The following is a 21709-nucleotide window of genomic DNA, read 5'->3' on the forward strand; positions in this document are numbered from 1 at the left end:
GCTGATCGACCATGAAGCTCAAGGCACTGGTCCTCCTTCCCCTCGCCGCCTCCGCGCTCGCCCTGACCGCGTGCTCGTCCGACGACGGCGACAGCTCGGCCGCCGACACCACGAGCTGCGCGCCGACGCCGCAGAACGTCTCCGGAGCGCCCTCGTGGACCGTCGACGGCGTGCAGGGCAAGGCCGCTTTCACCGTCACCGACGACGCGAAGAACGCTGCGCCGGCGATCACCCTGACCACACCGTTCAAGGTCGACAAGACTCAGGTGAAGACGCTCATCGCGGGAAATGGCTCCGAGGTGACCGACGCGACCACCGTCTCCGTCTGCTACGAGGGGGTCAACGGCACCACGGGTCAGGTCTTCGACAGCGCTTACCAGCGAGGCGAGCCGGCCCAGTTCCCGGCCTCCGGCGTGGTTCCCGGCTTCCGTCAGGCCCTCGTCGGCCAGAAGGTCGGCTCCACCGTCGTCGTGGTGATCCCCTCCGCCGACGGCTATCCCGACGGCAATCCGGGCGCTTCCATCAACAAGGGCGACACCATCGTCTTCGGGCTCAAGATCCTGGAGGCACAGGGCTGAACCGGCCTCGGTCGGCTCATCCGCGCAGGCGTCTGCGCAGCACCTTGCCGGTGGCCGTCTTCGGCAGGGCAGGGAGCACGGTGATGCTGCGGGGACGTTTGTACGCCGCGAGCTGAGCCGCCGCGAACTCCTCGATGTCGGTGACGGTGGCGGTGGCCCCGGATTCGAAGGCGATGAAGGCGCTGACCACTTCGCCTCGTGTGTCGTCGGGCACTCCGACGACGGCGGCCTCGGCGATCGCCGGATGGCGGTAGAGCACCTCCTCCACCTCGCGCGGCCAGACCTTGTAGCCGGCGGTGGTGATCATGTCCTTACGCCGGTCGATCAGGAACACCCACCCGTCCGTATCGCGGAAGCCGATGTCGCCGGTCCGCAGCGCGCCGTCGCCCGGGCCGCCGACGATCGAACCGTCCTGCCAGTACCCGGGGCTCACCTGCGGTCCGGCGATCTCCACCTCGCCGATGACACCTGGGGCGACCGGCTCGCCGGAGTCATCGAGGATTCGGCAGCGCGTGGCCGCGACCGGCATCCCGATCGACAGTGCGCCGGACTCGCGGTCGATCGGCCCGAGCCGCCCCACGGGCGTCGCTATCGCGGGCGAGGTGGTCTCGGTGAGCCCGTAGACGATGCTGAGCTCGGTGCCCGTGCGTTCGGCCACCCGTGCGGCGGTGTCCGCCGACACCGGCGCACCGCCGGTCGCGAGCCATTTCACGGACCGGAAGTCGTCGGGACCGTCGGCTTCCTCGGCGAGCGCGACGATCGCACTGATGACGCCGATCACGAATGCCGGCCGATGCTCGCGCAGCGCGCGCACCAGCACCGGCGGATCGAACCGGTGCGCGAGGATCAGCGGCGCCCCCACACGCAGCGCGAGCGCCACGTGGCCGACGATTCCGGTGACGTGGAACAGCGGAGTGATCCCGAGGATCTCGTCATCGGAGCCGATCGTCGTCCACCGGCGGAACAGCTCTGCGCCCGCGGTGAGGTTGCCGTGGGTCACCACGGCGGCCTTCGGCACTCCGGTGGTGCCCGACGTGTACAGCAGCAGAGCGGGGTCGTCGCGGCCCGGATCGGCGCCGCGCACCGGGCCGGACCACGGCAGCGCGGGCAGCGATCCCGGCGCCGGGTCGGTCTTCGCCGCCCAGTCGCCGATCGAGGTCAGCACCACCGTCCGCACATCGGTGTCGCCGTCGGCGATCACCGCTTGCGCACCCGCGGCGTACAACTCGTCGAGGCACACGAGCGCCCGCGCACCGGTGTCGACCAACGCGAACGCCGTCTCCCGCCGGGTGTTCATCGGGTTGAGCGGTACCGCGATCCCGCCGGCCTTCCACGCGGCGACGAGGGCGATGACGAATGCGGGGCTGTTCTGCGTGAGGATCGCCAGCCGGTCGCCCGAGGAGAATCCCTGTCCGATCAAGTGGTGCGCGAGCGCATCCGAATGCCTGTCGACGTCGCGCATCGTGAGCACGCCGTCGAAGTAGCGGATCAGCGGACGGCCGGAGCCGGCGGCGACCGCCTCGTGGAACATCGTGAGCCCGGATGTCGGCCTCGGCAGGTCGGATCCGTCGTCGATCATCAGTTCGCGCCCTCATTCGTCGCTGGTTGCCCGCACCCGCGATTGTAAGCGGCGGCAACCGGGACAAGGTCGCTTTCGCGGCCCGGTCGCGCCCCGGAACCGTTGCGGCCTATTACCGTTGACCCCATGCCCGATCCATGCGCCCGCGCGCAGCTGATGATCCGGCCGGCTCGCGAGCTCGCCGGGATCTCGATGCGAGAGCTCGCCCGTCGCGTGGGAGTCAGCGTCGGGACGATGAGCGGGATCGAGACCGGCAAGACCGCGGCCTCACCGGAACGGCTCGCGGCCATCGCCGCCGAACTCGACACGACGATCACCGCGCTCACCGAGCTCCAGTCTCCACAGCCGGCCGACGCGGCCAAGGAGTTCGACTGGCGCGACTATCCCGACCGCGAGATCGACCCCGCCCTCGCCGCGGCCATCGGTTGCTTCGTGGAGACCGGGTATCACGGCGCGACCATGAGGACCGTCGCGGCCGCGGCCGGACTCAGCGCAGCCGGCGTGTATCACCACTATCCGAGCAAGCAGTCATTGCTCACCGCCGTCTTCGACCTCGCGTACACCGAGCTCGCGGCACACGTCGAGGCCGCCGCGGACGTCGACGACCGGGTGCTCGCACTCGGCAACGTCTGCGAGGCGGTCGCGCTGTTCGCCGCGGTTCGGCGCGACGTGATGCGGATCGTCGTGACCGACCGTGCCAACCTCGACCCCGCGGACCGGCCGCGAATAGAGGCGGTGTCGGGGCGGCTGCTCGAGGTGGTCCGCGCGCAGTTGCCCGACGGCGACGACGAGGACTCCACGGCGACCGCGCGCGCCGTCCTCGACCTCTGCACCGGCGTCTGCCGGCTGGAGCGCATCGACGATCCCGCCGACATCGCGGTCCGCTACCGCCGTTTCGGTCTCCGTCTCGCGGGACTAGACGGCGTCGGGTCCCGGCCGGGCTGAGCCGGTCGGGACCCGACCGCCGACAGGCGCGGGGCGACGCCGTTCAGGCGCGCGCGGCCGCCTGGTCGCGCAGCGTGCGGCGCAACACCTTGCCGGTCGCGGTCTTCGGCAGTTCGTCGAGGATCTCCACCGATCTCGGGTACTTGTAGGCCGCCATCTGCGACTTGCAGAACTCGACGATCTCCTCGCCGGTGGCGGCCTTGCCCGGTTGAAGGGAGACGAAGGCCTTCACCGTCTCCCCCCGGTACTCGTCGGGCACGCCGACCACCGCTGCCTCGGCGACGGCCGGATGACCGTACAAGACGTCTTCCACTTCACGGGGCCACACCTTGTAACCGGATGCGTTGATCATGTCCTTCTTGCGATCGACCAGGTAGAACCAGCCGTCGGAGTCCATGAAGCCGACGTCGCCGGTGCGCAGTTCACCGCCGGGAATCGACTCGGCGGTGGCGTCCGGACGGTTCCAGTATCCCGGCACCACCTGGGGCCCCGAGGTCGCGAACTCGCCGATCGCACCCACCGGCAGGTCTTCACCGTCGTCGTCGACGACCCGGACCACGGTGTTGAACACCGGCACCCCGACCGACAGGGCCCCGGACTCGCCGTCCACCGGCGCCCGCACTCCGAAGGGCACCGCATGCGACGGTGAGTTGGTCTCCGTGAGGCCGTAGATGTTGTGGATGTACGCACCGAACACCGATTCGAGACGATCGGCCACCGCGGGCGCGATCGGCGCGCCGCCCGAGTACAGGGCCCGCAGCGAGTCGAAGTCACCCGGTCGCGCGCCGCCGGAGTCGGCGAGGGCGATGTAGGCGGTGATCGCACCGACCGTGAACGTCGGACGGTGTTCGCGCACGGCGTCCACCATCACCGCGGGCGCGAACCGGTGCGTGAGGACCAGCGGAATCCGGAGCAGCGGAGCGAGCATCACGTGGCCCACGAGACCGGTGATGTGGAACAGCGGCGCGACGCCGAGCACCACGTCCTCACCGGTGAGCCCGATCCAGTCCCGGTAGGTCTGCGCATTGAACGCCAGGTTGCCGTGAGTATTCAACGCACCCTTGGGTTTTCCAGTGGTACCGGACGTGTAGGTCAAGACCGCCAGATCGTCCGCAGACGGCGCCGTCGGCGTCACGGGAGTGCCGTCGTGCTCGGCGATGATCGCCGACAGGGCACGGGTGCCGACCGGCACGTCGGCGCTCTGGTCGCCGAGCACCCGGTCGTCGTCGCGCGACTGACCGTCGAGCGCCGACACCGAGATCACCGTGCGGACGGCGGTCGTGCCGCCCGCGATGACCTCCGCGGCCACCTCGTCGTACAGAGTGTTCAGCGTCAGCAGCGCCGTCGCCCCCGAATCCTCGAGGAGGTAGGCGAGTTCTCGCTGTCGATTCATCGGGTTGACGGCCACGGCGGATCCGCCGGCCTTCCACGCCGCGAGGAGTCCGATCACGAACGCCGGGTTGTTCTGCACGTAGACCGCCAAGCGATCCCCGGCCGTGAAGCCGTCGGCGCGCAGTGCACCGGCGAGCGCGTCCGCGGCCGCGTCGAGTTCGCCGTAGGTCAGCACTCCGTCGAAGTACTTGATCGCCGGAGCGTCAGGAGCGTGGGCGGCGGCGCTCATGAAGATCTGGAGTGCGGACGCGTTCTCCGCGGTGATGTCCGTCGGCGTACCGGCCCGATACCGCGCGAGCCAGGGACGGTCGGTGTACGCGCTCACTTGATCGCCACCGGGTTCACCGGGGCACCGGTGGCGCGGTGGATCTTGAGCGGGGCCGCGACGTAGAACGACGTGTAACGACCGTCCGCCGCGGAGTCCTCGGCGAGTCGCTCCAAGTCGCAGATCTCGGTGAACGCGATACCGAGATTGCGCATCAGCGCGTTGTGCAGCACCAGCGCGACTCCGCTGTCGGGGTCGAAGGTCACCTCGTTGGCGATGGTGTCGGTGACCAGGTTCGGGATCTCCATCTCCTGGAACCACTCGACGAGCTCCGGCGAGTACACCAGTCCCGACTCGCAGAAGTCCTCGTAGAAGGCGTCTCCCTTCTCGAAGAACAACTGCAGGTGGTTGGTCCGGATCATGAGGATGTCGCGCTCGGCGATCGGCGTGCCCTGCGCTTCGGCGCAGGCGATCAGATCCTCGTGCGTGAACGTCTCCCCCGGGTCGAGATAGTCCTTCCCGCGGAATCGGGCCATGTCTAGCAGATTCGCCCGCCCCGCGACACCGCGCTGGGCGATCGGCTCCACGCTCGCCTTGTCGAGGCCACCGATGGTGGTGCGGGCGTCGAAGCCGTTCCAGATCTTGCCGTCGTACCAGACGTGGCCGAGCGCGTCGTATTGCGTGGACCCCTGCAGGAATGCGTTCAGCTTGTCGTCGGCGTAGTGCAATCCGCCCGGGAACGCCGGCCCGTCGCCGCCCTCGTCCCAGTGCGACTCGTCCAAGATCATCTCGCGGGTGGCCGGACTGCGGCCCGGCCACACCGGATCGCCGGCGGGGTCTCCGATGAGCCGCTGCAGCGTGAACAGTTCGCCCTTCCGGATCTCCGACGCCCCCGCGAGAACCTGGTCCGGGGTCAGGTAGTTCAACGATCCGACCTCGTCGTCGGGGCCCCACTTGCCCCAGTTGGACGGTGCGTCGGCCAGCAGATCGGTAAGGTCGGGAGCATCGGTCATGGGAGTCACACCTTCCAGAATTGAACACTCACTACCGAGCGTTCGGTTTGTTCAGGTGTGACTACACTCACCCCTCTCCGTCCGGATGTCAAGGCTTCGCCGCGGAATCGCGTGAAAGCCGACGTCAGCGATCCCGTCGCGACGGAGCGAACGGTGTGATGAACTCCGGGGCCCCACCGGTTCGGCGCAGCAGCGGCGAGCCGAAGAACGGCGCCACCAGCCGGCAGGGCACCACGCGCACGTCGCGGCCCTCGAGAGCGTTGACGACCATCGCCGCGGCGCGCGGCGAGCCGCAGATGCCCAGGTGGTCGGAGAAGTCCTTGCCGCACCCGTCCTGCAGGACGATGTTGGTGACGTCGTGACCGGGTCCGCCCTCCGCCTGCCCCGAGGTGTACGGGCGCACCAGTTCGTCGTGAACCGTGGAGATGTTGGTGTACGCGGTCCCGCGCACGTACGGACTGCCGCCGGAGTTCAGGCGGCGCAGGAACGTCGACCCCTGCATCATCTGCGGCAAGGCATGACATGGGATCACCGCGCTCGGATCGATCCCCAGCCGGCGCTCGAGTTGCGCGGCCACGGGGCGTGCGCGGGCGAAAGTCGAGGTCCCCTGCCACAAGGGGGCGAGGGAGACGTATCTTCGGATCCGGTCCTCCCCGCCCAGGAACTTGGCCCAGTACGCCGGGACGAGCGTGCCCTGCGAATGCCCCACCACGTCGATGCGGTCGGTTCCCGTCGATGCCATCACCTTCTCGGCGAATCGGCCGAACTCGGCGGCGCTGTCCTCGATCCGGCTCATGCCGCCGAGCGCGGAGATGGGCCACCTGGCGCCCTCCGTGGCTCCGTAGGTGAGCGTGAACACCGAGAATCCCGCACCCACAAGGAGCGGAACGTATGTGCCCCAGTTGGTCTGCGCACCGCCCGCCGTGCCGTGCACGAGGATCACCGGAACCGGATGCTCCGGATCACACGGAACGTCCCACCGATTCGCGCCCGGCAGCGATCCGCCGGGATGCGCCAGTTCGGGACCGATTCCGGAGAAGAAGTCGTAGACCACCCGGTTGGACGCGCGCTGCCGTTCGCTGCCGACCTCCACGAGCAGGTCGAGAGGCAGAGCTTGCGCGAGCGTCTGCGCCGCACGCAACGCCGGCGCGGCCGCCTTCTGGCCGGCGCGGATACCCGCGGTGATCGCATCGGCGACCGGTCGGCCCCACGCTCGGTGCAGAATGCTCACGTCTCGCAGCACGCCTCTCGTCCGGCCGCGACTCCGTGGGCCGGGTCGATCAGCTCTCGAATACCTCCACCACGACGGCCTTCGCTCGTCGCGTCACCCGCATGTAGTGCTCCAGGAACTCCTGCGCCTCGTCCTGCGGCCATCCCGCAGCGTACGCGACCGATCGCAGAGCGCGCCCCGGCCCCGGCAGTTGATCGACCGGCTTGCCGCGCACCAGCACGAGCGCGTTGCGCGCCTTGGTCGCGGTCAGCCAGGCGTCCGCCAGCATGTCCACCTGGTCCTCGGTGAGCAGCTCCAGCTCCCGGATCGCCTCGAGTGTCTCGAGCGTGGACGTGTTGTGCAGTTGCGGGTACTTGTGCGCGTAGCGCAACTGCATCAACTGCACCGTCCACTCGACGTCGGCGAGCCCGCCGCGGCCGAGTTTGGTGTGAGTGGCCGGATCGGCGCCGCGCGGCAGTCGTTCGGAGTCGACGCGGGCCTTGATGCGCCGGATCTCCCGAACAGCCTCCGCGGACACCCCGCCCTCGGGGTACCGCGTCACGTCGATCATGTGGAGGAAGCGCAACCCCAGGTCGGAATCGCCGGCCACCGAGTGGGCGCGCAACAGCGCCTGCACCTCCCACGGCTGGGCCCATTGGCGGTAGTAGGCCTCGTACGATCCGAGGGTCCGGACGATGGGCCCGTTCTTCCCCTCGGGCCGCAGACCGACGTCCACCTCGAGCGGCGGATCGGCGCTCGGCGTCCCCAGCAGACTGCGGACCTGGTCGGCCACCGTCTGCGCCCAGCGCAGCGCCTCCGATTCGTCGACGCCGTCGGCCGGCTCGCACACGAACAGCACGTCGGCGTCCGACCCGTAGCCGAGTTCGCCACCGCCGAGCCTGCCCATCCCGATGACGGCGATCCGGGCCGGCGCCCGCGCCCCGCGGTCCAGCGTCGACGCGATCACCTTGTCGAGCGCCGCGCCGAGCACCGCCGCCCAGACGGTCGACAGCGCCCGGCACACCTCCTGCACCGACATCAGCCCGAGCAGATCGGCCGAGGCGATCCGCGCGAGTTCGGCGCGTCGATGCGACCGCGCCACGGCGATCGCCCGGTCGAGGTCGGTGGCCCGCATGGTGGAGGCGACCAGACCTTTCACCACGTCGGCCGAATCGACCTCGGTGAGCTTGGGTCCGGTCGCCCCCGTCGAATACAGCTGGATCACGTCGGGCGAGCGCATCAGGAGGTCGGCGATGTACTCGCTGGTGCCGAGAACGTGCATCAGCCGTTCGGCGACCACCGCGTCGTCGCGCAGCAGGCGCAGGAACCAGTCGACGCCCACCACCTCGTCGCACAGCCTGCGGTAGTTCAGCAGGCCGGCATCGGGATCGGGGGTGTCGCTGATGTGCTCGAGCAGACTCGGCAGGATCAGCATCTGGATCTGGCCGCTGCGCCCCGGCTCCGATCCGAGCACCCGGATGTGCGCGAGCGCGCGATCGGGGAACGCCCAGCCCAGCACGGCGAGCTGACGCTTGGCCGACTCGTCCGACAGCCGCAGCGCCCCCTTGTCGAGTCGGGCGACCGACTCCAGCAGCGGACGGTAGAAGAGCTTCTCATGCAGCTGCCGGACCCGGGTCCGCTGTTTGCGCAGCTCGCGGCCGAGGACCTGGGTCGCGTCCTTGTCGCCCTCGGGCCGCACGTGCGCCGCCCGCGCCAACCACCGCATGGCCGCGGTGTCGTCGGGATCGGGCAGCAGATGAGTGCGCTGCAGCCGCTGCAGTTGCAGGCGATGCTCCAGCATCCGCAGGAACTGGTACGACGCCGAGAAGTTCGCGCCGTCGTCACGCCCGATGTACCCGCCGTCGGTGAGCGCGGCGAGAGCGTCGACGGTCGACTGGACGTGCAATTCCGGATCCACGCGGCCGTGAACCATCTGGAGCAGCTGCACCGCGAACTCCACATCGCGCAGTCCGCCGCGCCCGAGCTTGAGATTGCGAGCCTTCTCCTCCGGCGGCACCAGTGCCTCGACCCGGCGGCGCATCGCCTGCACCTCCGGTACGAAGTCGTCTCGTTCGGACGCGTCCCAGACCATCGGCGAAGTGGCCTCGATGTAGGCGGCGCCGAGCTTCATCGATCCCGTCATCGGGCGGGCCTTCAGCAACGCCTGGAACTCCCAGGTCTTGGCCCACCGACGGTAGTACGCCACATGCGATTCCAGCGTCCGCGTGAGGGCGCCGCGCTTTCCCTCCGGCCGCAGTCCCGCATCGACGTCGAAGAACGCCGACGAGCCGATGCGCATCATCTCCCCCGCGATGCGCGCCGACACCGAGTCCGCCGGCTCGGCGACGAAGACCACGTCTACATCGCTGACGTAGTTCAGTTCGCGCGCCCCGCATTTGCCCATCGCGATCACCGCGAGATCGATCTCGAGGGGATCCTCGTCGAGCACCGTCGCGATCGCCACCGCCAGGGCCGCGGTCAGTGCGGCGTCGGCGAGATCGGACAGGCGTGCCCCCACCTCGGGCAGATACAGGACGGGCTCGTCTTCGACCGTCGCCGCCAGATCGTGTGCCGCCAGGACGAGTAACTGGTCCCGGTAGGCGCAGCGCAGCGCGGCTACCGCGTCCGGACCGGTGACCCCGGCGCGGTACAGGAGATCTCCGCGTTCGTCCGCGCCCGGCTCGGGGGTCGCGGCCACCGCGCTCAGCAGCGACTCGCGGACCGCGATCTCGTCCGGCAGCTCGTCGTCGAGAAGCAGCCGCCACGTGCCGGGCTCGGCGACCACGTGGTCGCCCAGCGCGTCCGACCCGCCGAGCACGGAGAGCAGACGCCCCCGGAAATGCTTGTTACGGGCCATCAGCCGGCTGATCTCCGGCCAGGCGTCGGGGTCGGCGTCGCGGAGCCGGATCAGCGCGGCGAGGGCCAGATCGGCGTCGGCCGCCCGCGAGAGCGACCACAACAGGTCGATGTGCTCCGGTTCGGTCCAGCCGAGTGAGGCCAGACGCGCGCGCGCCTCGGGCTGCAGCAGACCGAGGCGGCCGGGGCTGGGGACGGTGGAACGGCCACGGGAAACAGTCACACGTGCCTCCCTTACAGCGGCAGGTAGTTCTCGAGCTCGTACGGCGTCACCCGGCCGCGGTACGCGTTCCACTCCGCGCGCTTGTTGCGCAGAAAGTAGTCGAAGACATGCTCACCCAGCGTCTCGGCCACCAGTTCCGACTTCTCCATCTCGACGAGCGCATCGGCGAGTGAGCCAGGGAGCTCGCGGTAGCCCATCGCGCGACGTTCGGCCTCGGTGAGCGCCCAGACGTTGTCCTCGGCCTCGTCCGGCAGCTCGTACTCGTTCTCGATCCCCTTCATGCCCGCGGCCAGGAGCACCGCGAACGTCAGGTACGGATTGCACGCGGAGTCGGGTGTCCGGATCTCCACGCGGCGCGACGACGCCTTGTTCGGCGTGTAGAGCGGCAGCCGGATCATCGCCGAGCGGTTGGCGCCGCCCCATGTGGCGGCGGTGGGGGCCTCGTCGCCGTAGATGAGGCGCTTGTAGCTGTTCACCCACTGGTTGGTGACGGCGCTGATCTCACCGGAATGCTTCAGAATCCCCGCGATGAACTGCTTGCCGACCGTCGACAGCTGCATCGGGTCGTCGGGATTGTGGAAGGCGTTGGTGTCGCCCTCGAACAGACTCATATGCGTGTGCATCGCCGAGCCCGGGTACTCGCTGAAGGGCTTGGGCATGAAGGTGGCGCGGACCCCGTCGCTGAAGGCCACCTGCTTCACCAGGTAGCGGAAGGTCATGACGTTGTCGGCCATCGACAGCGCATCGGCGTAACGCAGGTCGATCTCCTGCTGCCCCGGCGCGCCCTCGTGATGCGAGAACTCCACCGAGATGCCCATCGCCTCCAGCGCGTCGATCGCGTGGCGGCGGAAGTTCGGCGCCAGGGCATGGAACGCCTGATCGAAGTAGCCGCCGCGGTCGGCCGGAATCGGCGGCGTGCCGTCGATCGGCTTGTCCTTCAACAGGAAGAACTCGATCTCCGGATGGACGTAGCAGGTGAACCCCTGATCGGCCGCACGGTTGAGCTGCCTGCGCAGCACGTTGCGAGGGTCGGCCCAGGACGGCGAACCGTCGGGCATCGTGATGTCGCAGAAGATGCGCGCCGAGTACAGGTCGCCCTCGTCGCGCCACGGCAGGATCTGGAAGGTCGACGGGTCGGGCTTGGCCACCATGTCGGCTTCGGACACGCGAGAGAAGCCTTCGATCGCCGACCCGTCGAAACCGATGCCCTCGGCGAACGCGCCTTCCAGTTCGGCCGGCGCGATCGCCACCGATTTCAGATAGCCGAGGATGTCGGTGAACCACAGTCGGACGAAGCGGATGTCCCGCTCTTCGAGGGTGCGCAGCACGAATTCCTGTTGGCGGTCCATACCCGAACCTTAGAGGGCCGCGGTTACGCGCGTGTTACACACGCGCGGACCCGCGCCCGCGCGCCAGGGCTTGTCACGACGGGCCCGCCGTGTGACCAATCCCACCGAACCGCGGGTTCTCCCCTCCTCGGCCCGGTGGAACAATCGAGGGCGTCCACACCAACCCGGGTACCCGCACGAGCGGGACTCGAGGCAGAAATGAGGCAGATCATGTCGGATGCACCCGTCTACGGCTCCACTCCGGACACCGGCACGCAGGCACCTCGCCGCGCGACCCGCGTCCACCATCTCGCGCAGTGGAAGGCCGAGGGGCACAAGTGGCCCATGCTGACCGTGTACGACTACTCCACCGCCCGCATCTTCGACGAGGCCGAGATCCCGGTCCTGCTCGTCGGCGACTCGGCCGCCAACGTCGTCTACGGCTACGACACCACCATCCCGATCTCGATCGACGAGTTGATTCCGCTGGTCCGCGCGGTCGTCCGCGGAGCACCGCACGCCCTCGTCGTCGCAGACCTGCCGTTCGGCACCTACGAGGCCGGTCCCCAGCAGGCGCTCGAGACCGCCGTGCGCTTCTTCAAGGAGGGCGGCGCGCACGCGGTCAAGCTCGAGGGAGGCGAGCGCGTCGCACCGCAGATCGCGGCGCTCACGGCTGCGGGCATCCCGGTCATGGGCCATGTCGGGTTCACGCCGCAGAGCGTCAACGGACTCGGCGGATTCCGCGTTCAGGGGCGCGGCGACGCCGCCGATCAGTTGGTCGCCGACGCCATCGCGGTGCAGGAGGCGGGCGCGTTCTCGGTCGTCATGGAGATGGTCCCGGCCGATGTCGCCGGGCAGATCACCCGCAAGCTGACCATCCCGACCGTCGGTATCGGCGCGGGCAATGAGACCGACGCCCAGGTGCTGGTCTGGCAGGACATGGCCGGATACACGCACGGCAAGACCGCCAAGTTCGTGAAGCGCTACGCCGCGGTCGGCGACCAGCTCCGCGAGGCCGCCCGCACCTACGCCGCCGAGGTCGCCACCGCCGCCTTCCCCGGCCCGGAGCACTCGTACTGATCCGAGCCGCGGTCACATCAGCCGGCGCCGATCACCGGTCTCGCACGGGCATGAGCGCCGTCGGCGCGTGACTTAGGCTGAGGGTATGCGCACCCTGTACCCACCGATCGAGGCCTACGAATCCGGACATCTGAACGTCGGTGACGGACAGGAGATCTATTGGGAGACTTCGGGTGACCCCGAAGGCAAGCCCGTCGTCTTCGTCCACGGCGGGCCGGGCGGAGGAACGGCGCCCAGACAGCGCCGGTTCTTCGATCCGGCCCGCTACCGGATCGTCCTGTTCGATCAGCGCGGCTGCGGACAGTCGCGGCCGCACATCGCCGACGGCGGCGACCTCTCGGTCAACACCACCGACCATCTGATCGCCGACATGGAGGCGCTGCGCGTCCATCTGGGTATCGACGCCTGGCAGGTCTTCGGAGGCTCGTGGGGATCGACCCTCGGCCTGGCCTACGCCCAGGCCCATCCCGAGCGCGTCACCGAACTGGTGCTGCGCGGGATCTTCCTGCTGCGCCGCAGCGAGATCGACTGGTACTACAACGGCGGCGCGGCGAACATCTTCCCCGATCTCTGGGAGACCTACCTCGATCCGATCCCGGAGGATCAGCGCGGCGGCGATCTGGTGGAGGCGTACCACCGGATTCTCACCGGCGCCGACCGCGAACGGGCACAGCGGGCCGCGACTGCATGGAGCACGTGGGAGAACAAGACGAGTTATCTTCTGCCACAAGATAACTCGGATCAGACTGATCGATTCGACCTGGCCTTCGCCACCATCGAGAACCACTACTTCATGAACCGCGGATTCCTCGCGGATGGACAACTGCTGGCGAACATCGACCGCATCGCGCACATCCCGGCGGTCATCGTCCAGGGCCGTTACGATGTGGTCTGCCCGATGCGCAGCGCCTGGGATCTGCACCGCGCCTGGCCCGCCGCGCAGTTGGAGATCGTCGACGACGCCGGTCACGCATCGTTCGAGCCGGGCATCGTCCACCATCTCGTCGAGGCAACCGACAGTTTCGCCCGCAGCAGGAGCGTATGACATGAGCCCCTCCGATTCGATCGAGATCGAGCTGAAGTTCGACGTCGACGCCGGACTCCCCGCCCCCGACCTCACCGGTCTCGTCGACGGCGGCACCGTCGGCGAGCCCACGACCTACCTGCTCGAGGCGACCTACTTCGACACCGCCGACACCGCGCTCGCCAGGAACCGGATCACCCTGCGTCGCCGGACCGGCGGCACCGATGCGGGCTGGCATCTGAAGCGACCGTCGTCCGTGCCCGGCGGACGCAAGGAGACCGCGGTCGGCTTCGACGAGGCCGGCGACGCCCAGGTGCCGGCGCACCTGCGCGAGCAGGTGCTGACCATCGTCCGGTCGGCGCCGCTGGTGCCGGTCGCGACGATCACCACCGACCGGACCGTCACGCGCGTCCTCGACGCCGACGGCCGCTCGCTCGCCGAGTTCTGCGAGGATCTGGTCTCGGCCGAGTCCCTGCTGCCCGGCGGCTCCGTGCACCGCTGGGCCGAGTGGGAGTTCGAGCTCACCGGCGGCGATGCGAAACTGCTCAAGCGGGCCAAGGGCGTCCTCCGCTCAGCGGGCGCGCGTGAGGCGTCGAGCGTCTCCAAACTGGCGCGGGCCATCGGCAGCCGGCCGCACGACGACCTCGTCCGGGCACTCCCGAAGAAAGCGACTGCGCTCGGCCTGGTGCAGTACGACCTCGCGGCACACCGCGACGCCCTCGTCGCCTGGGACCCGATCGCGCGGGAGAACGGCGAAGACGCGGTCCATCAGATGCGAGTGGCGGCACGAAAGATCCGGTCGATTCTCGCGTCGTACCCGGGCGTCATCGCACCCGAGGCCGCGGCACCGGTGGCCGAGGAATTGCGCCTGCTCGGCGAAGTTCTCGGCGACGCACGCGATCGCGAGGTCCGTCTCGCCGCCAACGCCCAGTTGCTGCACCGCGAGCAGGCGCCCGACGATCTGGTCCGGGCACTGATCGACGACGAGCGGCTCCACCACGAGCGCGCACTCAAGTCGATGCGTTTCGCACTCACGACGCCCCGCTATCTCCGACTGCTCGACGATCTCGACGCGTTGATCGAGGCGCCCATCCCGGGCCCCGCGGCCGCCCGGGACGCCCGCGACGTGGCCGCCGACGCCATCGGCCGCGCCTACTCACGGATGGTCTCGGCCGAGAAGCGGCTCAAGAAGTACAGCCCCTGGTCCGCGGAGTGGGTGGAGCAGTTGCACACGATCCGCAAGCGCGCCAAGGCGGTCCGGTACACCGCCGAGTCGGCCGATCCGCTCGGCAAGCGCGCCTTCCACCGGGCCGGCAAGGAGGCCAAGCGCGTGCAGAACCACCTCGGCGTCTTTCACGACACGGTGGTCAATCGGCGGCACCTGGCCGGGGTCGCGGCGAATCCGGATCTGAGCCGCGAAGCCCTGTTCGTCCTGGGCCGGCTCGACGCGCACGAGGAAGCCCGGGGACGTCGCGCGGTGAAGAAGTACCGCCGCACGAGGTGATCGCGCGGACTCACACCGCGCGGAAGGACACCTCCGGCACCGCCGGATCGGCCGTGACCACCTCCACCGTGCAGGGAGTCCCCGCCGCGGGTGCGTTCTCGCAGCGGGCGACGATCGCCGGGGATTCGATGAAGATCTCCGGCGGCCGCCGGCCGTCGGCTCCGCGCATCACGACGGCGTCGAACCGACGGCCGACCTGGTCGGACAGCACGACTGCCTCGGTGAGGTCGATACTCTTGCGCTCGGCGGTCGCGGCCACCGAGTCCGAGCCGCTCATGGTCTTCGGCAGTTCCGGCAGCACTTCGCGCACCCACGTCGGCACCTCCGCCCCCGCCGTGACGGCCAGCGCGACCTCGGTGGCGTATCGGTCGCCCAGACGACGCAGGGGTGCGGTCACGTGTGCGTAGAGTCCGCCGACCCCGGCGTGCTCGCGGCGCTCCGCGGGCAGTGCCGAGGACTCACCGGCGAGGGACAGGTAGCCGGCGCCGCGCATCAGTCGCGCCCCGACCGTCATCAGCGCGAGGGTGGTCGGCGCATCGGGTTCGAGCGTCGCGAGGAACTCTCCCGGAGAGAGTCCGTCGCGCCACTCGATCCCGAGGTGTGCGGCAGCCCGGCGCAGATCCTCCACCGCCTCCGTCGAGGCCGGCGGCAGGGTTCTGAGCAGACCGATCCCCGCGTCATTCTGGATCCGGCCCGCACACATCCCGATCAACAGCGACACCTGCGCATTCCATTGGTCGGCCGGCGTGCGCGGCGCCATCCGCAGCGTCCATGCTCGTCCGGGTTCGGTGTGGGGCACGATCTCCTGGTCGGGGAGGTCGAGTTGCACCGCACCGCGGGCGAGCGACCATGCCAGGCGCGTGCGGCCGAAGTCCGGCAGCGCCGCGATCGCCGGATGGAGCCGGTCTGCGGACAGGTCGGCCATCACCCCGGCGTAATCGAGGCGAGCCCGGGACCGGACGAGTGCCCGCGAGACCTCGACGCCCCGGCACTGGCCGTCGACCGCCACATCGGCCGTCCACAGAACGGCCGGTCGTCGTTGATCCGGCAAGAGCGAGCCGGCCCCCTCCGAGAGCGCCCGCGGATGCAGCGGAACGCTCCCGTCGGGGAAGTAGACGGTCTGTCCCCGCCGCCGGGTCTCCAGATCGAGGGCGCTGCCGGGCTCCACCAGTGCCGCGACGTCGGCGATCGCATAGTGGACCAGGAAGCCTCCGTCGTCGGCCCGGATCACCCGCAGCGCCTGATCGAGGTCCATCGATCCCGGTGGGTCGATCGTCACCAGCTCGAGGTCGGTGCGATCGACGCGCGCGTCCGCGAAGCGGTCCACGGCCGCGGCCGCCTGCTGCTGAGCCTCCGCGGAGAACTCGCCTGCGATCCCCATGTCACGGCGCAACTGAGCGAAATCGATTGCCGGCGCCCGCATTCTCCGCTGCATATCTGAACAGCATAGGAGCCGTGGCGGGCGGACGCCGGGCCCGCCTCGGGTCAGCCGGCCGGTGTCACGGTCACCTTGCCGCCGACGAACTTGATCGTGCCGTTGTCGTAAGTCTGTTCGAGACCGCCCTCGATCTTCGTCTCATCGCTGGTCGGGTAGCCCAAGCGGCCGTTCTCGTGGTTCAGCCGGCCCCACTCGTCGCCGATCTCGCCGTGCACGGCGTAGACCGCGCCGGTGGCCGGATTCTGGTACAGCGAGCCGTGTTCGAAGGTGATGAACGAACCGCCGGACTTGAGCTTCACGACGGGACCGAGCGGCTTGCCCAGGTAGCCGTCGGGTCCGCCGCGTTCGCCGTACGACTTCGCGATCGCCTCGTCGCCGATGGTGATCTGCTGACCGCCGACGGTGGTCAGCTCGGTGTCGGTGGTGATCGTCGTGGGTTTGGACGCCCCCGAATCCATCCCGTTCGGCTCCATCGCATCGGACGACGCGGTCGCACCGCTCGCGTTCGACATCGGGCTCGACATCGCCGCCGACGTGTTCGACGCCGAGTCGTCGTCGGACGAGCACGCGGTACCCAGCAGCCCGATGGCCCCGACGGCCACGACGACGGCGGCCACTTTCCTGGAATCGACATTCATGAACAGTCCCCTGCCTCGTTCGGTGCGTGTTGCCGCCCGCCGTCCTCCGCGGCGGTGCGTGGGCGAGATGCTATGTCGCGCCGTCCGCTTGCGCGGTGTTCGATGGCCGGATCACCGCGTATGAGTGATACGCGAGCCGGAATCGTGATGTGCGCTCGACCGAACCGTGAGAAAAGTGCGGTGCCCGCACCGCGCAGGCGGGCGAAGGAGAGAGCGAACGAGCCGGCGTGTAAGCCGGATCCTGTACCGGCCCGAGAGCCGGTGGCGACCATCCATCTGGACACACCGTCGCCGGGTGCCTCGAGCGGCCAACCCGCGAGCTCGGACGAGCAGTCCTCGGTCACTCGCGCACTCGCACACGCCGGCCGGCGGTGCGAGCTTCGGCCTTGCTCCGGGTGGGGTTTACCGAGCCGACACGGTCACCCGCATCGCTGGTGCGCTCTTACCGCACCGTTTCACCCTTACCCGCACGCCATGCGTGCGGGCGGTCTGTTCTCTGTGGCACTGTCCCGCGGGTCACCCCGGGTTGCCGTTAGCAACCACCCTGCTTCTGTGGAGTCCGGACTTTCCTCGACTCGGGCCTGCACGATCGCTCGTGCGGTTCCCTCGCCGCGGCCGCCCGGCCGACTCGTTCGCGAGATTCAGGATAGCCCGGCGGGCGGTCGGACACCGAATGCCGCGGGCTACTGCAGGTGTGCGGTGTCGTTCACGAGCCGGACCACCGATCCGCCATCGGGGAAGAACTCGACCACGGAGATCGACGCGAGGTCCAGATGCAGCCGGAAGAGCAGTTCCGGTCCCACCGTCAGCGCCTGTCGCAGCATCGATTTGATCGGCGTCACGTGTGAGACGGCGAGCACGGTCCGGCCGGGGAATCGGGCGACGATGTCCTCGCGGGTCGCGGCGATCCGCTCCTGCACCTGGGCGAAGCTCTCTCCGCCGGGCGGGGCGACGTCGGCGTCGGCGAGCCACCGGCCGTGCACCTCGGGGTCGCGGCGGGCGGCTTCGCCGAAGGTGAGTCCCTCCCACGCACCGAAATCCGTCTCGATCAGCCCGTCGCACACTTCCACCTCGGCGCCCAGCCGTTCCGCGGCGGCGGTCGCGGTATCCATCGCCCGCACCAGCGGAGAGGACAGCACCGCGTCGATTCGACCGAGGCCTCCCCCGCCGATCCGCTCGCCTGCCGCGGAGGCCTGTGCGCGGCCGAGGGCGGTCAGTTCGGGATTGCCGCGGCCGGAGTACCGACGGTCCACCGAGAGCGCCGTCTGGCCGTGCCGGAGCAGGACGATCCGGGTCGGCTCCTCCATCTGTCCCTGCCAGTTCGGCGACTTCCGCGGTCCGGTCCGGCGGTCGGCGGTCACTGAGCCGATCCGGGTCGCGGCAGACCCGACTGCTCGGTCCGCACCATGATCGCCCCGCACTCCTCGCAGCGCACCACCTCGTCCTCGTCGGCGGCGGCGATTCTCGACAGCGTCCGCGGATCGAGTTCCATCCGGCACGCGCCGCATCGACGCTGGCGCAGCAGTCCGGCGCCGACCTTGCCCTGCGACCGCAGCCTCTCATAGACCGCCAGCAGCGACTCGTCGACGCCCTCCACCACGGCCGTCCGTTTGACGGCGAGGTCGTCGATGCGTTCGTCGACCGCGACGCCCGCGGCGTCGCGCCGTGCGATCAGGTCGAGTTCGCGTTCGGTGGCGTGCAACAGCGCGGCCTCGGTGCGCTCGGCTTCCGCCGTCGTCGCCTCCTGCTGCTCCATGATCTCGAGGAGTTCGGTCTCCAGGTTCTCCGACCTGCGCTGCAGACCGGTCACCTCGTGCTGGAGTTCGGCAAGTGCCTTGTGGTTGAGCGCACCCGACTCGATCTGCGCCTGGTCGCGCCGCAGGTGCTCCGTCGTGCCCGACAGTTCCGCGTCGATGCGCTCGTACTCGCTCTGCAGATCGTCGACCGCCACCTGAGCACGGGCGCGGTCCTCACGGATCTTCTCCATCTCCTCGGTGAGTCGGGCCAGCTCCGCGTCCTCCGGGAGGCTGCGGCGTTCGTGGCGAGCCTTCGCGAGATCGGCATCGATCTCGGCCAGGTCGAGCAGTCGGCGCTGCTGAGCGTTCGGGACCTTCACTGCTGCTCCTTGGGGCCGGCGATCACCGTGAAGGGATCGGTCGGGTCTTGGAATACGGTCGTCCGGCAACCGATCTCGGTCAGGATATCGGCGACGCTCTCGCACCACGGGAACTCGGTGGCCCAATGGCCGGCGTCGACCAGGGCCGGCGATCGGTCGCGTAGCGATTCGTCGACCACGTGGTGGCGCAGATCGCCGGTCAGGTAGACGTCGGCGCCGGCCGCGCTCGCCGCACCGATGAGCGAGTCACCGGCACCACCGCACACCGCGACGGTCTCCACCGTCGCAGCCGGATCACCCGCCCCGCGGACCGGCCACGCCGCGGCGGGCAGGACGCGTCCGGCGTGGGCGACGAACTGGCCGAAGGTCATCGGCTCGGGCAGTCGTCCCACCCGGCCCAGACCCACGTCACCGTCCGTGACGGCCTGCTCGAACACGTCGAAGGCCGGTTCCTCGTACGGGTGCGCCTCGCGCAGCGCACCGAGGACCAACCGGCGCAGATGCCGCGGCGCGACCATCTCGAGCCGTTCCTCATCCACCCGGGTCAGGGCTCCGACGGCCCCCACAGCGGGCGAGGCACCGTCCACCGGCAGGAATTGTCCGGTACCGACCACACTCCATTGGCAATTGCGGTACTCGCCCAGAGCGCCCGCCCCGGCGTTGAACATCGCCTCACTCACCTGATCCGCGCTGCCCTCGGGGACCATCACCACCCATTTGTCCAATGCCGGCGCGGGCTCGGGAGCCAGCGGCACGGTGTCGAGGAGACCGAGCGTCTCCGCGAGCGCATCCGACACGCCCCGGCGTGCCTTGTCCGCGTTGGTGTGCGCGGCGTACAGCGCGCATCCGCCCCGGATGAGGCGATGCACGATGCGGCCCTTGGGAGTGTCGGCGGCCACCGACGTGACGCCCCGCATCAGCAGTGGGTGGTGGGCCACGATGAGCGTCGCACCGGCTTCGAGCGCGGCGTCGACCACGGCGTCGGTGACGTCGACGCAGACCAGCACGCTGTCCGCGGGTTCGGCCGGGTCGCCGCAGACCAAGCCGACGGCGTCCCAGCTCTCGGCGAGCCGGGGCGGGTACACGCGCTCCAGCTCCGCGATCACCTCGTCCAGTCGCGGGCTCGGCAGACGGGGACTCATGTGGCCTCACTCTCTCGGCTCTGTCGGGTGAAGGGCGGTGCGTTCTCCGCCATCACATCTTGCAACGCGCCGACGAGCACGTCGGTGAGTTCCGGGCTCCGGACCGCGATGCGCAGATGGTCCGGTCCGAGCCCGACGAAGTTGGCGCAGCTGCGAACGCCGATCCCGCGGTGACGCAGGCGTTCCTTCACCTGCAGCGCGTTCGGCACCCGGATCAGCACATAGGATGCCGCCGCGTCCGCCGCGGGCGGCCACCCGCACTCGGCGAGCCGGGTGCTCAGATACGCGCGATGCGCTGCCACCGCCTCGCTCTGGGCCCGCGCGTACGCCTGCCCTTCGTCGCCGGCGCACACCGCGAGCGCGACGAGCGCGAGCGTGCCCAGCGGCCAGTGCCTGCGGCCCGTCGAGAGCCGCGCGATAATCGCAGGCGAGGCCAGCAGGTAGCCGGCGCGCAGCCCCGCGAGCGCGAACGTCTTCGTGATCGACCGGACGACGATCAGATCGTCGGAGCGCTCTCCTGCCAGCGACTGCGGTTCGTGGGCGCCGGTGACCGGGTCGAGGGTGAGATCGGCGAAGGCCTCGTCGATCACCACGGTCCGGCCCGGCCGCCGGAGCGAGTCGATGTGCGCGCGCGTGTGCAGCACGGACGTCGGATTGGTCGGGTTGCCGACCACCACCATGTCTGCGTCGTCGGGAACGTGGACGTCCGCCAGCGACCAGGGGTCGGTCAGGATCACCTGACTGATGCGCGCACCGGCGGCACGCAGCACGCGCTCGGGCTCGGTGAACGACGGCTGGACCAGCGCGACGTGTTTCGGTGCGAGCTTGGCGAGCAGTTCGAACCCTTCGGCCGCACCACCCAGCAACAGCACCTCCGACCGATCGCGGCCGTGCAGGCGCGCCACCGCGCTGGTGGCCGCGGTCAGGTCCGCCGCACTCGGATATCGGCCCAGATCGGCGATCCGATCGCGCAACGCCGAGACGAGGAATTCCGGCGGGCCCGGCCGCACGTTCACGGCGAAGTCGATCACACCCGGAGCGGTGTCCTCGTCGCCGTGCCGATCGGGATCGAAGAACTCGGCCGATCCGGACGGCGTCTGCTCAACGACGGACGTCGTCTGCGAGTTGCCCGGTTTCATGACCTCTGACACTACGTGCACGGTCGACGGCACGGGCCCGGGCCCCGCGCCCGGCACGTCGAAGGACTGCCGCGGCCACACGCCCGGCCTCGTCCGAGGGCGTCGGTCACGTGTGCGACGTACTACAGTCGAATGTGACAACGCCCCGAGTCGGGACGGTCGGCGTGAGGATCGGTTCCCCGGACAGGTCACGGCCGCGATGGCTGCCGCCGGGCACGCAGCCGTGATGGGAAGAACAA

17 protein-coding genes and 1 other RNA gene are annotated in these 21709 nt (G+C 69.6%); 5 read left to right on the forward strand and 13 right to left on the reverse strand.

Translation table 11 applies throughout. The annotated features are described in order from the left end of the window. The first annotated feature begins 11 nt into the window (after positions 1-11). Positions 12-578: an FKBP-type peptidyl-prolyl cis-trans isomerase gene (locus ACZ5QD_RS07590; RefSeq protein ID WP_062366650.1), complete on the forward strand. Its 567-nt coding sequence runs from the start codon at positions 12-14 to the stop codon at positions 576-578. Positions 579-594: 16 nt separating this feature from the next. On the opposite strand, the gene ACZ5QD_RS07595 is transcribed toward ACZ5QD_RS07590, so the two are convergent. Further along, a complete protein-coding gene (locus tag ACZ5QD_RS07595) occupies positions 595-2157 on the reverse strand; it encodes an AMP-binding protein (RefSeq protein WP_062366648.1) in 1563 nt (520 codons plus the stop codon). A gap of 126 nt (positions 2158-2283) precedes the next feature. Between ACZ5QD_RS07595 and ACZ5QD_RS07600 the strand changes: the two genes are divergently transcribed. After that, positions 2284-3102 (forward strand): TetR family transcriptional regulator, encoded by an 819-nt coding sequence (locus ACZ5QD_RS07600; protein WP_062366646.1) that lies wholly within the window; start codon positions 2284-2286, stop codon positions 3100-3102. Positions 3103-3145: 43 nt separating this feature from the next. Here the strand turns inward: ACZ5QD_RS07600 and ACZ5QD_RS07605 are convergent, their stop codons facing one another. From ACZ5QD_RS07605 to glnA, 5 genes are all read right to left on the reverse strand, one after another. Beyond that, positions 3146-4819 (reverse strand): AMP-binding protein, encoded by a 1674-nt coding sequence (locus ACZ5QD_RS07605; protein WP_006895247.1) that lies wholly within the window; start codon positions 4817-4819, stop codon positions 3146-3148. Next, entirely contained in the window at positions 4816-5772 is a 957-nt protein-coding gene (locus tag ACZ5QD_RS07610) for a cyclase family protein (protein ID WP_006895246.1), read from the reverse strand. Before ACZ5QD_RS07610 ends, ACZ5QD_RS07605 begins: the two co-directional genes overlap by 4 nt. 124 nt (positions 5773-5896) lie before the next feature. Next, positions 5897-7003, reverse strand: coding sequence for an esterase/lipase family protein (locus ACZ5QD_RS07615; protein WP_231650251.1), 1107 nt, complete (start codon positions 7001-7003; stop codon positions 5897-5899). Positions 7004-7052: 49 nt separating this feature from the next. Beyond that, positions 7053-10061: a bifunctional [glutamine synthetase] adenylyltransferase/[glutamine synthetase]-adenylyl-L-tyrosine phosphorylase gene (locus ACZ5QD_RS07620; RefSeq protein ID WP_006895244.1), complete on the reverse strand. Its 3009-nt coding sequence runs from the start codon at positions 10059-10061 to the stop codon at positions 7053-7055. Between the two features lie 11 nt (positions 10062-10072). Further along, on the reverse strand, positions 10073-11410 hold the full coding sequence (gene glnA / locus ACZ5QD_RS07625; RefSeq protein WP_006895243.1) for a type I glutamate--ammonia ligase: 1338 nt from the start codon (positions 11408-11410) through the stop codon (positions 10073-10075). 210 nt (positions 11411-11620) lie between these two features. Between glnA and panB the strand changes: the two genes are divergently transcribed. From panB to ACZ5QD_RS07640, 3 genes are all read left to right on the forward strand, one after another. Beyond that, positions 11621-12469, forward strand: a complete 849-nt coding sequence (gene panB, locus ACZ5QD_RS07630) for a 3-methyl-2-oxobutanoate hydroxymethyltransferase (protein ID WP_006895242.1) — start codon at positions 11621-11623, stop codon at positions 12467-12469. 85 nt (positions 12470-12554) lie between these two features. Beyond that, the gene (gene pip / locus ACZ5QD_RS07635; protein ID WP_464367196.1) at positions 12555-13514 is read left to right on the forward strand and encodes a prolyl aminopeptidase; all 960 of its coding nucleotides are present in this window, start codon (positions 12555-12557) and stop codon (positions 13512-13514) included. A gap of 1 nt (position 13515) precedes the next feature. Further along, on the forward strand, positions 13516-14997 hold the full coding sequence (locus tag ACZ5QD_RS07640) for a CYTH and CHAD domain-containing protein (RefSeq protein WP_222111670.1): 1482 nt from the start codon (positions 13516-13518) through the stop codon (positions 14995-14997). A gap of 10 nt (positions 14998-15007) precedes the next feature. Here ACZ5QD_RS07640 and ACZ5QD_RS07645 read toward each other — a convergent pair whose 3' ends face one another. From ACZ5QD_RS07645 to cobC, 7 genes are all read right to left on the reverse strand, one after another. After that, positions 15008-16432: an RNB domain-containing ribonuclease gene (locus ACZ5QD_RS07645; RefSeq protein WP_039866933.1), complete on the reverse strand. Its 1425-nt coding sequence runs from the start codon at positions 16430-16432 to the stop codon at positions 15008-15010. A 50-nt stretch (positions 16433-16482) separates the two neighbouring features. Next, complete coding sequence (locus ACZ5QD_RS07650; RefSeq protein WP_006895238.1) at positions 16483-17073, reverse strand: LGFP repeat-containing protein; 591 nt, start codon at positions 17071-17073, stop codon at positions 16483-16485. A gap of 214 nt (positions 17074-17287) precedes the next feature. Next, positions 17288-17704, reverse strand: an RNA gene (gene rnpB / locus ACZ5QD_RS07655) — RNase P RNA component class A. Positions 17705-17756: 52 nt separating this feature from the next. Beyond that, complete coding sequence (locus tag ACZ5QD_RS07660; protein WP_045538702.1) at positions 17757-18380, reverse strand: histidine phosphatase family protein; 624 nt, start codon at positions 18378-18380, stop codon at positions 17757-17759. A 50-nt stretch (positions 18381-18430) separates the two neighbouring features. After that, the gene (locus ACZ5QD_RS07665; RefSeq protein ID WP_222111669.1) at positions 18431-19189 is read right to left on the reverse strand and encodes a zinc ribbon domain-containing protein; all 759 of its coding nucleotides are present in this window, start codon (positions 19187-19189) and stop codon (positions 18431-18433) included. Further along, complete coding sequence (locus ACZ5QD_RS07670; protein WP_006895234.1) at positions 19186-20331, reverse strand: Nif3-like dinuclear metal center hexameric protein; 1146 nt, start codon at positions 20329-20331, stop codon at positions 19186-19188. Before ACZ5QD_RS07670 ends, ACZ5QD_RS07665 begins: the two co-directional genes overlap by 4 nt. After that, positions 20328-21470 (reverse strand): Rv2231c family pyridoxal phosphate-dependent protein CobC, encoded by a 1143-nt coding sequence (gene cobC / locus ACZ5QD_RS07675; protein WP_081598072.1) that lies wholly within the window; start codon positions 21468-21470, stop codon positions 20328-20330. Before cobC ends, ACZ5QD_RS07670 begins: the two co-directional genes overlap by 4 nt. Positions 21471-21709: the final 239 nt, after the last annotated feature.

This window comes from Gordonia sp. J1A (assembly GCF_055393515.1).

What these genes read in the sequence shown, in the direction of transcription:
- ACZ5QD_RS07590 (WP_062366650.1), top strand. Translation starts at nt 12, where the DNA reads ATGAAGCTCAAGGCACTGGTCCTCCTTCCCCTCGCCGCCTCCGCGCTC.
- ACZ5QD_RS07595 (WP_062366648.1), bottom strand. Translation starts at nt 2,157, where the DNA reads ATGATCGACGACGGATCCGACCTGCCGAGGCCGACATCCGGGCTCACG.
- ACZ5QD_RS07600 (WP_062366646.1), top strand. Translation starts at nt 2,284, where the DNA reads ATGCCCGATCCATGCGCCCGCGCGCAGCTGATGATCCGGCCGGCTCGC.
- ACZ5QD_RS07610 (WP_006895246.1), bottom strand. Translation starts at nt 5,772, where the DNA reads ATGACCGATGCTCCCGACCTTACCGATCTGCTGGCCGACGCACCGTCC.
- glnA (WP_006895243.1), bottom strand. Translation starts at nt 11,410, where the DNA reads ATGGACCGCCAACAGGAATTCGTGCTGCGCACCCTCGAAGAGCGGGAC.
- panB (WP_006895242.1), top strand. Translation starts at nt 11,621, where the DNA reads ATGTCGGATGCACCCGTCTACGGCTCCACTCCGGACACCGGCACGCAG.
- pip (WP_464367196.1), top strand. Translation starts at nt 12,555, where the DNA reads ATGCGCACCCTGTACCCACCGATCGAGGCCTACGAATCCGGACATCTG.
- ACZ5QD_RS07640 (WP_222111670.1), top strand. Translation starts at nt 13,516, where the DNA reads ATGAGCCCCTCCGATTCGATCGAGATCGAGCTGAAGTTCGACGTCGAC.
- ACZ5QD_RS07645 (WP_039866933.1), bottom strand. Translation starts at nt 16,432, where the DNA reads ATGCAGCGGAGAATGCGGGCGCCGGCAATCGATTTCGCTCAGTTGCGC.
- ACZ5QD_RS07650 (WP_006895238.1), bottom strand. Translation starts at nt 17,073, where the DNA reads ATGAATGTCGATTCCAGGAAAGTGGCCGCCGTCGTCGTGGCCGTCGGG.
- ACZ5QD_RS07660 (WP_045538702.1), bottom strand. Translation starts at nt 18,380, where the DNA reads ATGGAGGAGCCGACCCGGATCGTCCTGCTCCGGCACGGCCAGACGGCG.
- ACZ5QD_RS07670 (WP_006895234.1), bottom strand. Translation starts at nt 20,331, where the DNA reads ATGAGTCCCCGTCTGCCGAGCCCGCGACTGGACGAGGTGATCGCGGAG.
- cobC (WP_081598072.1), bottom strand. Translation starts at nt 21,470, where the DNA reads ATGAAACCGGGCAACTCGCAGACGACGTCCGTCGTTGAGCAGACGCCG.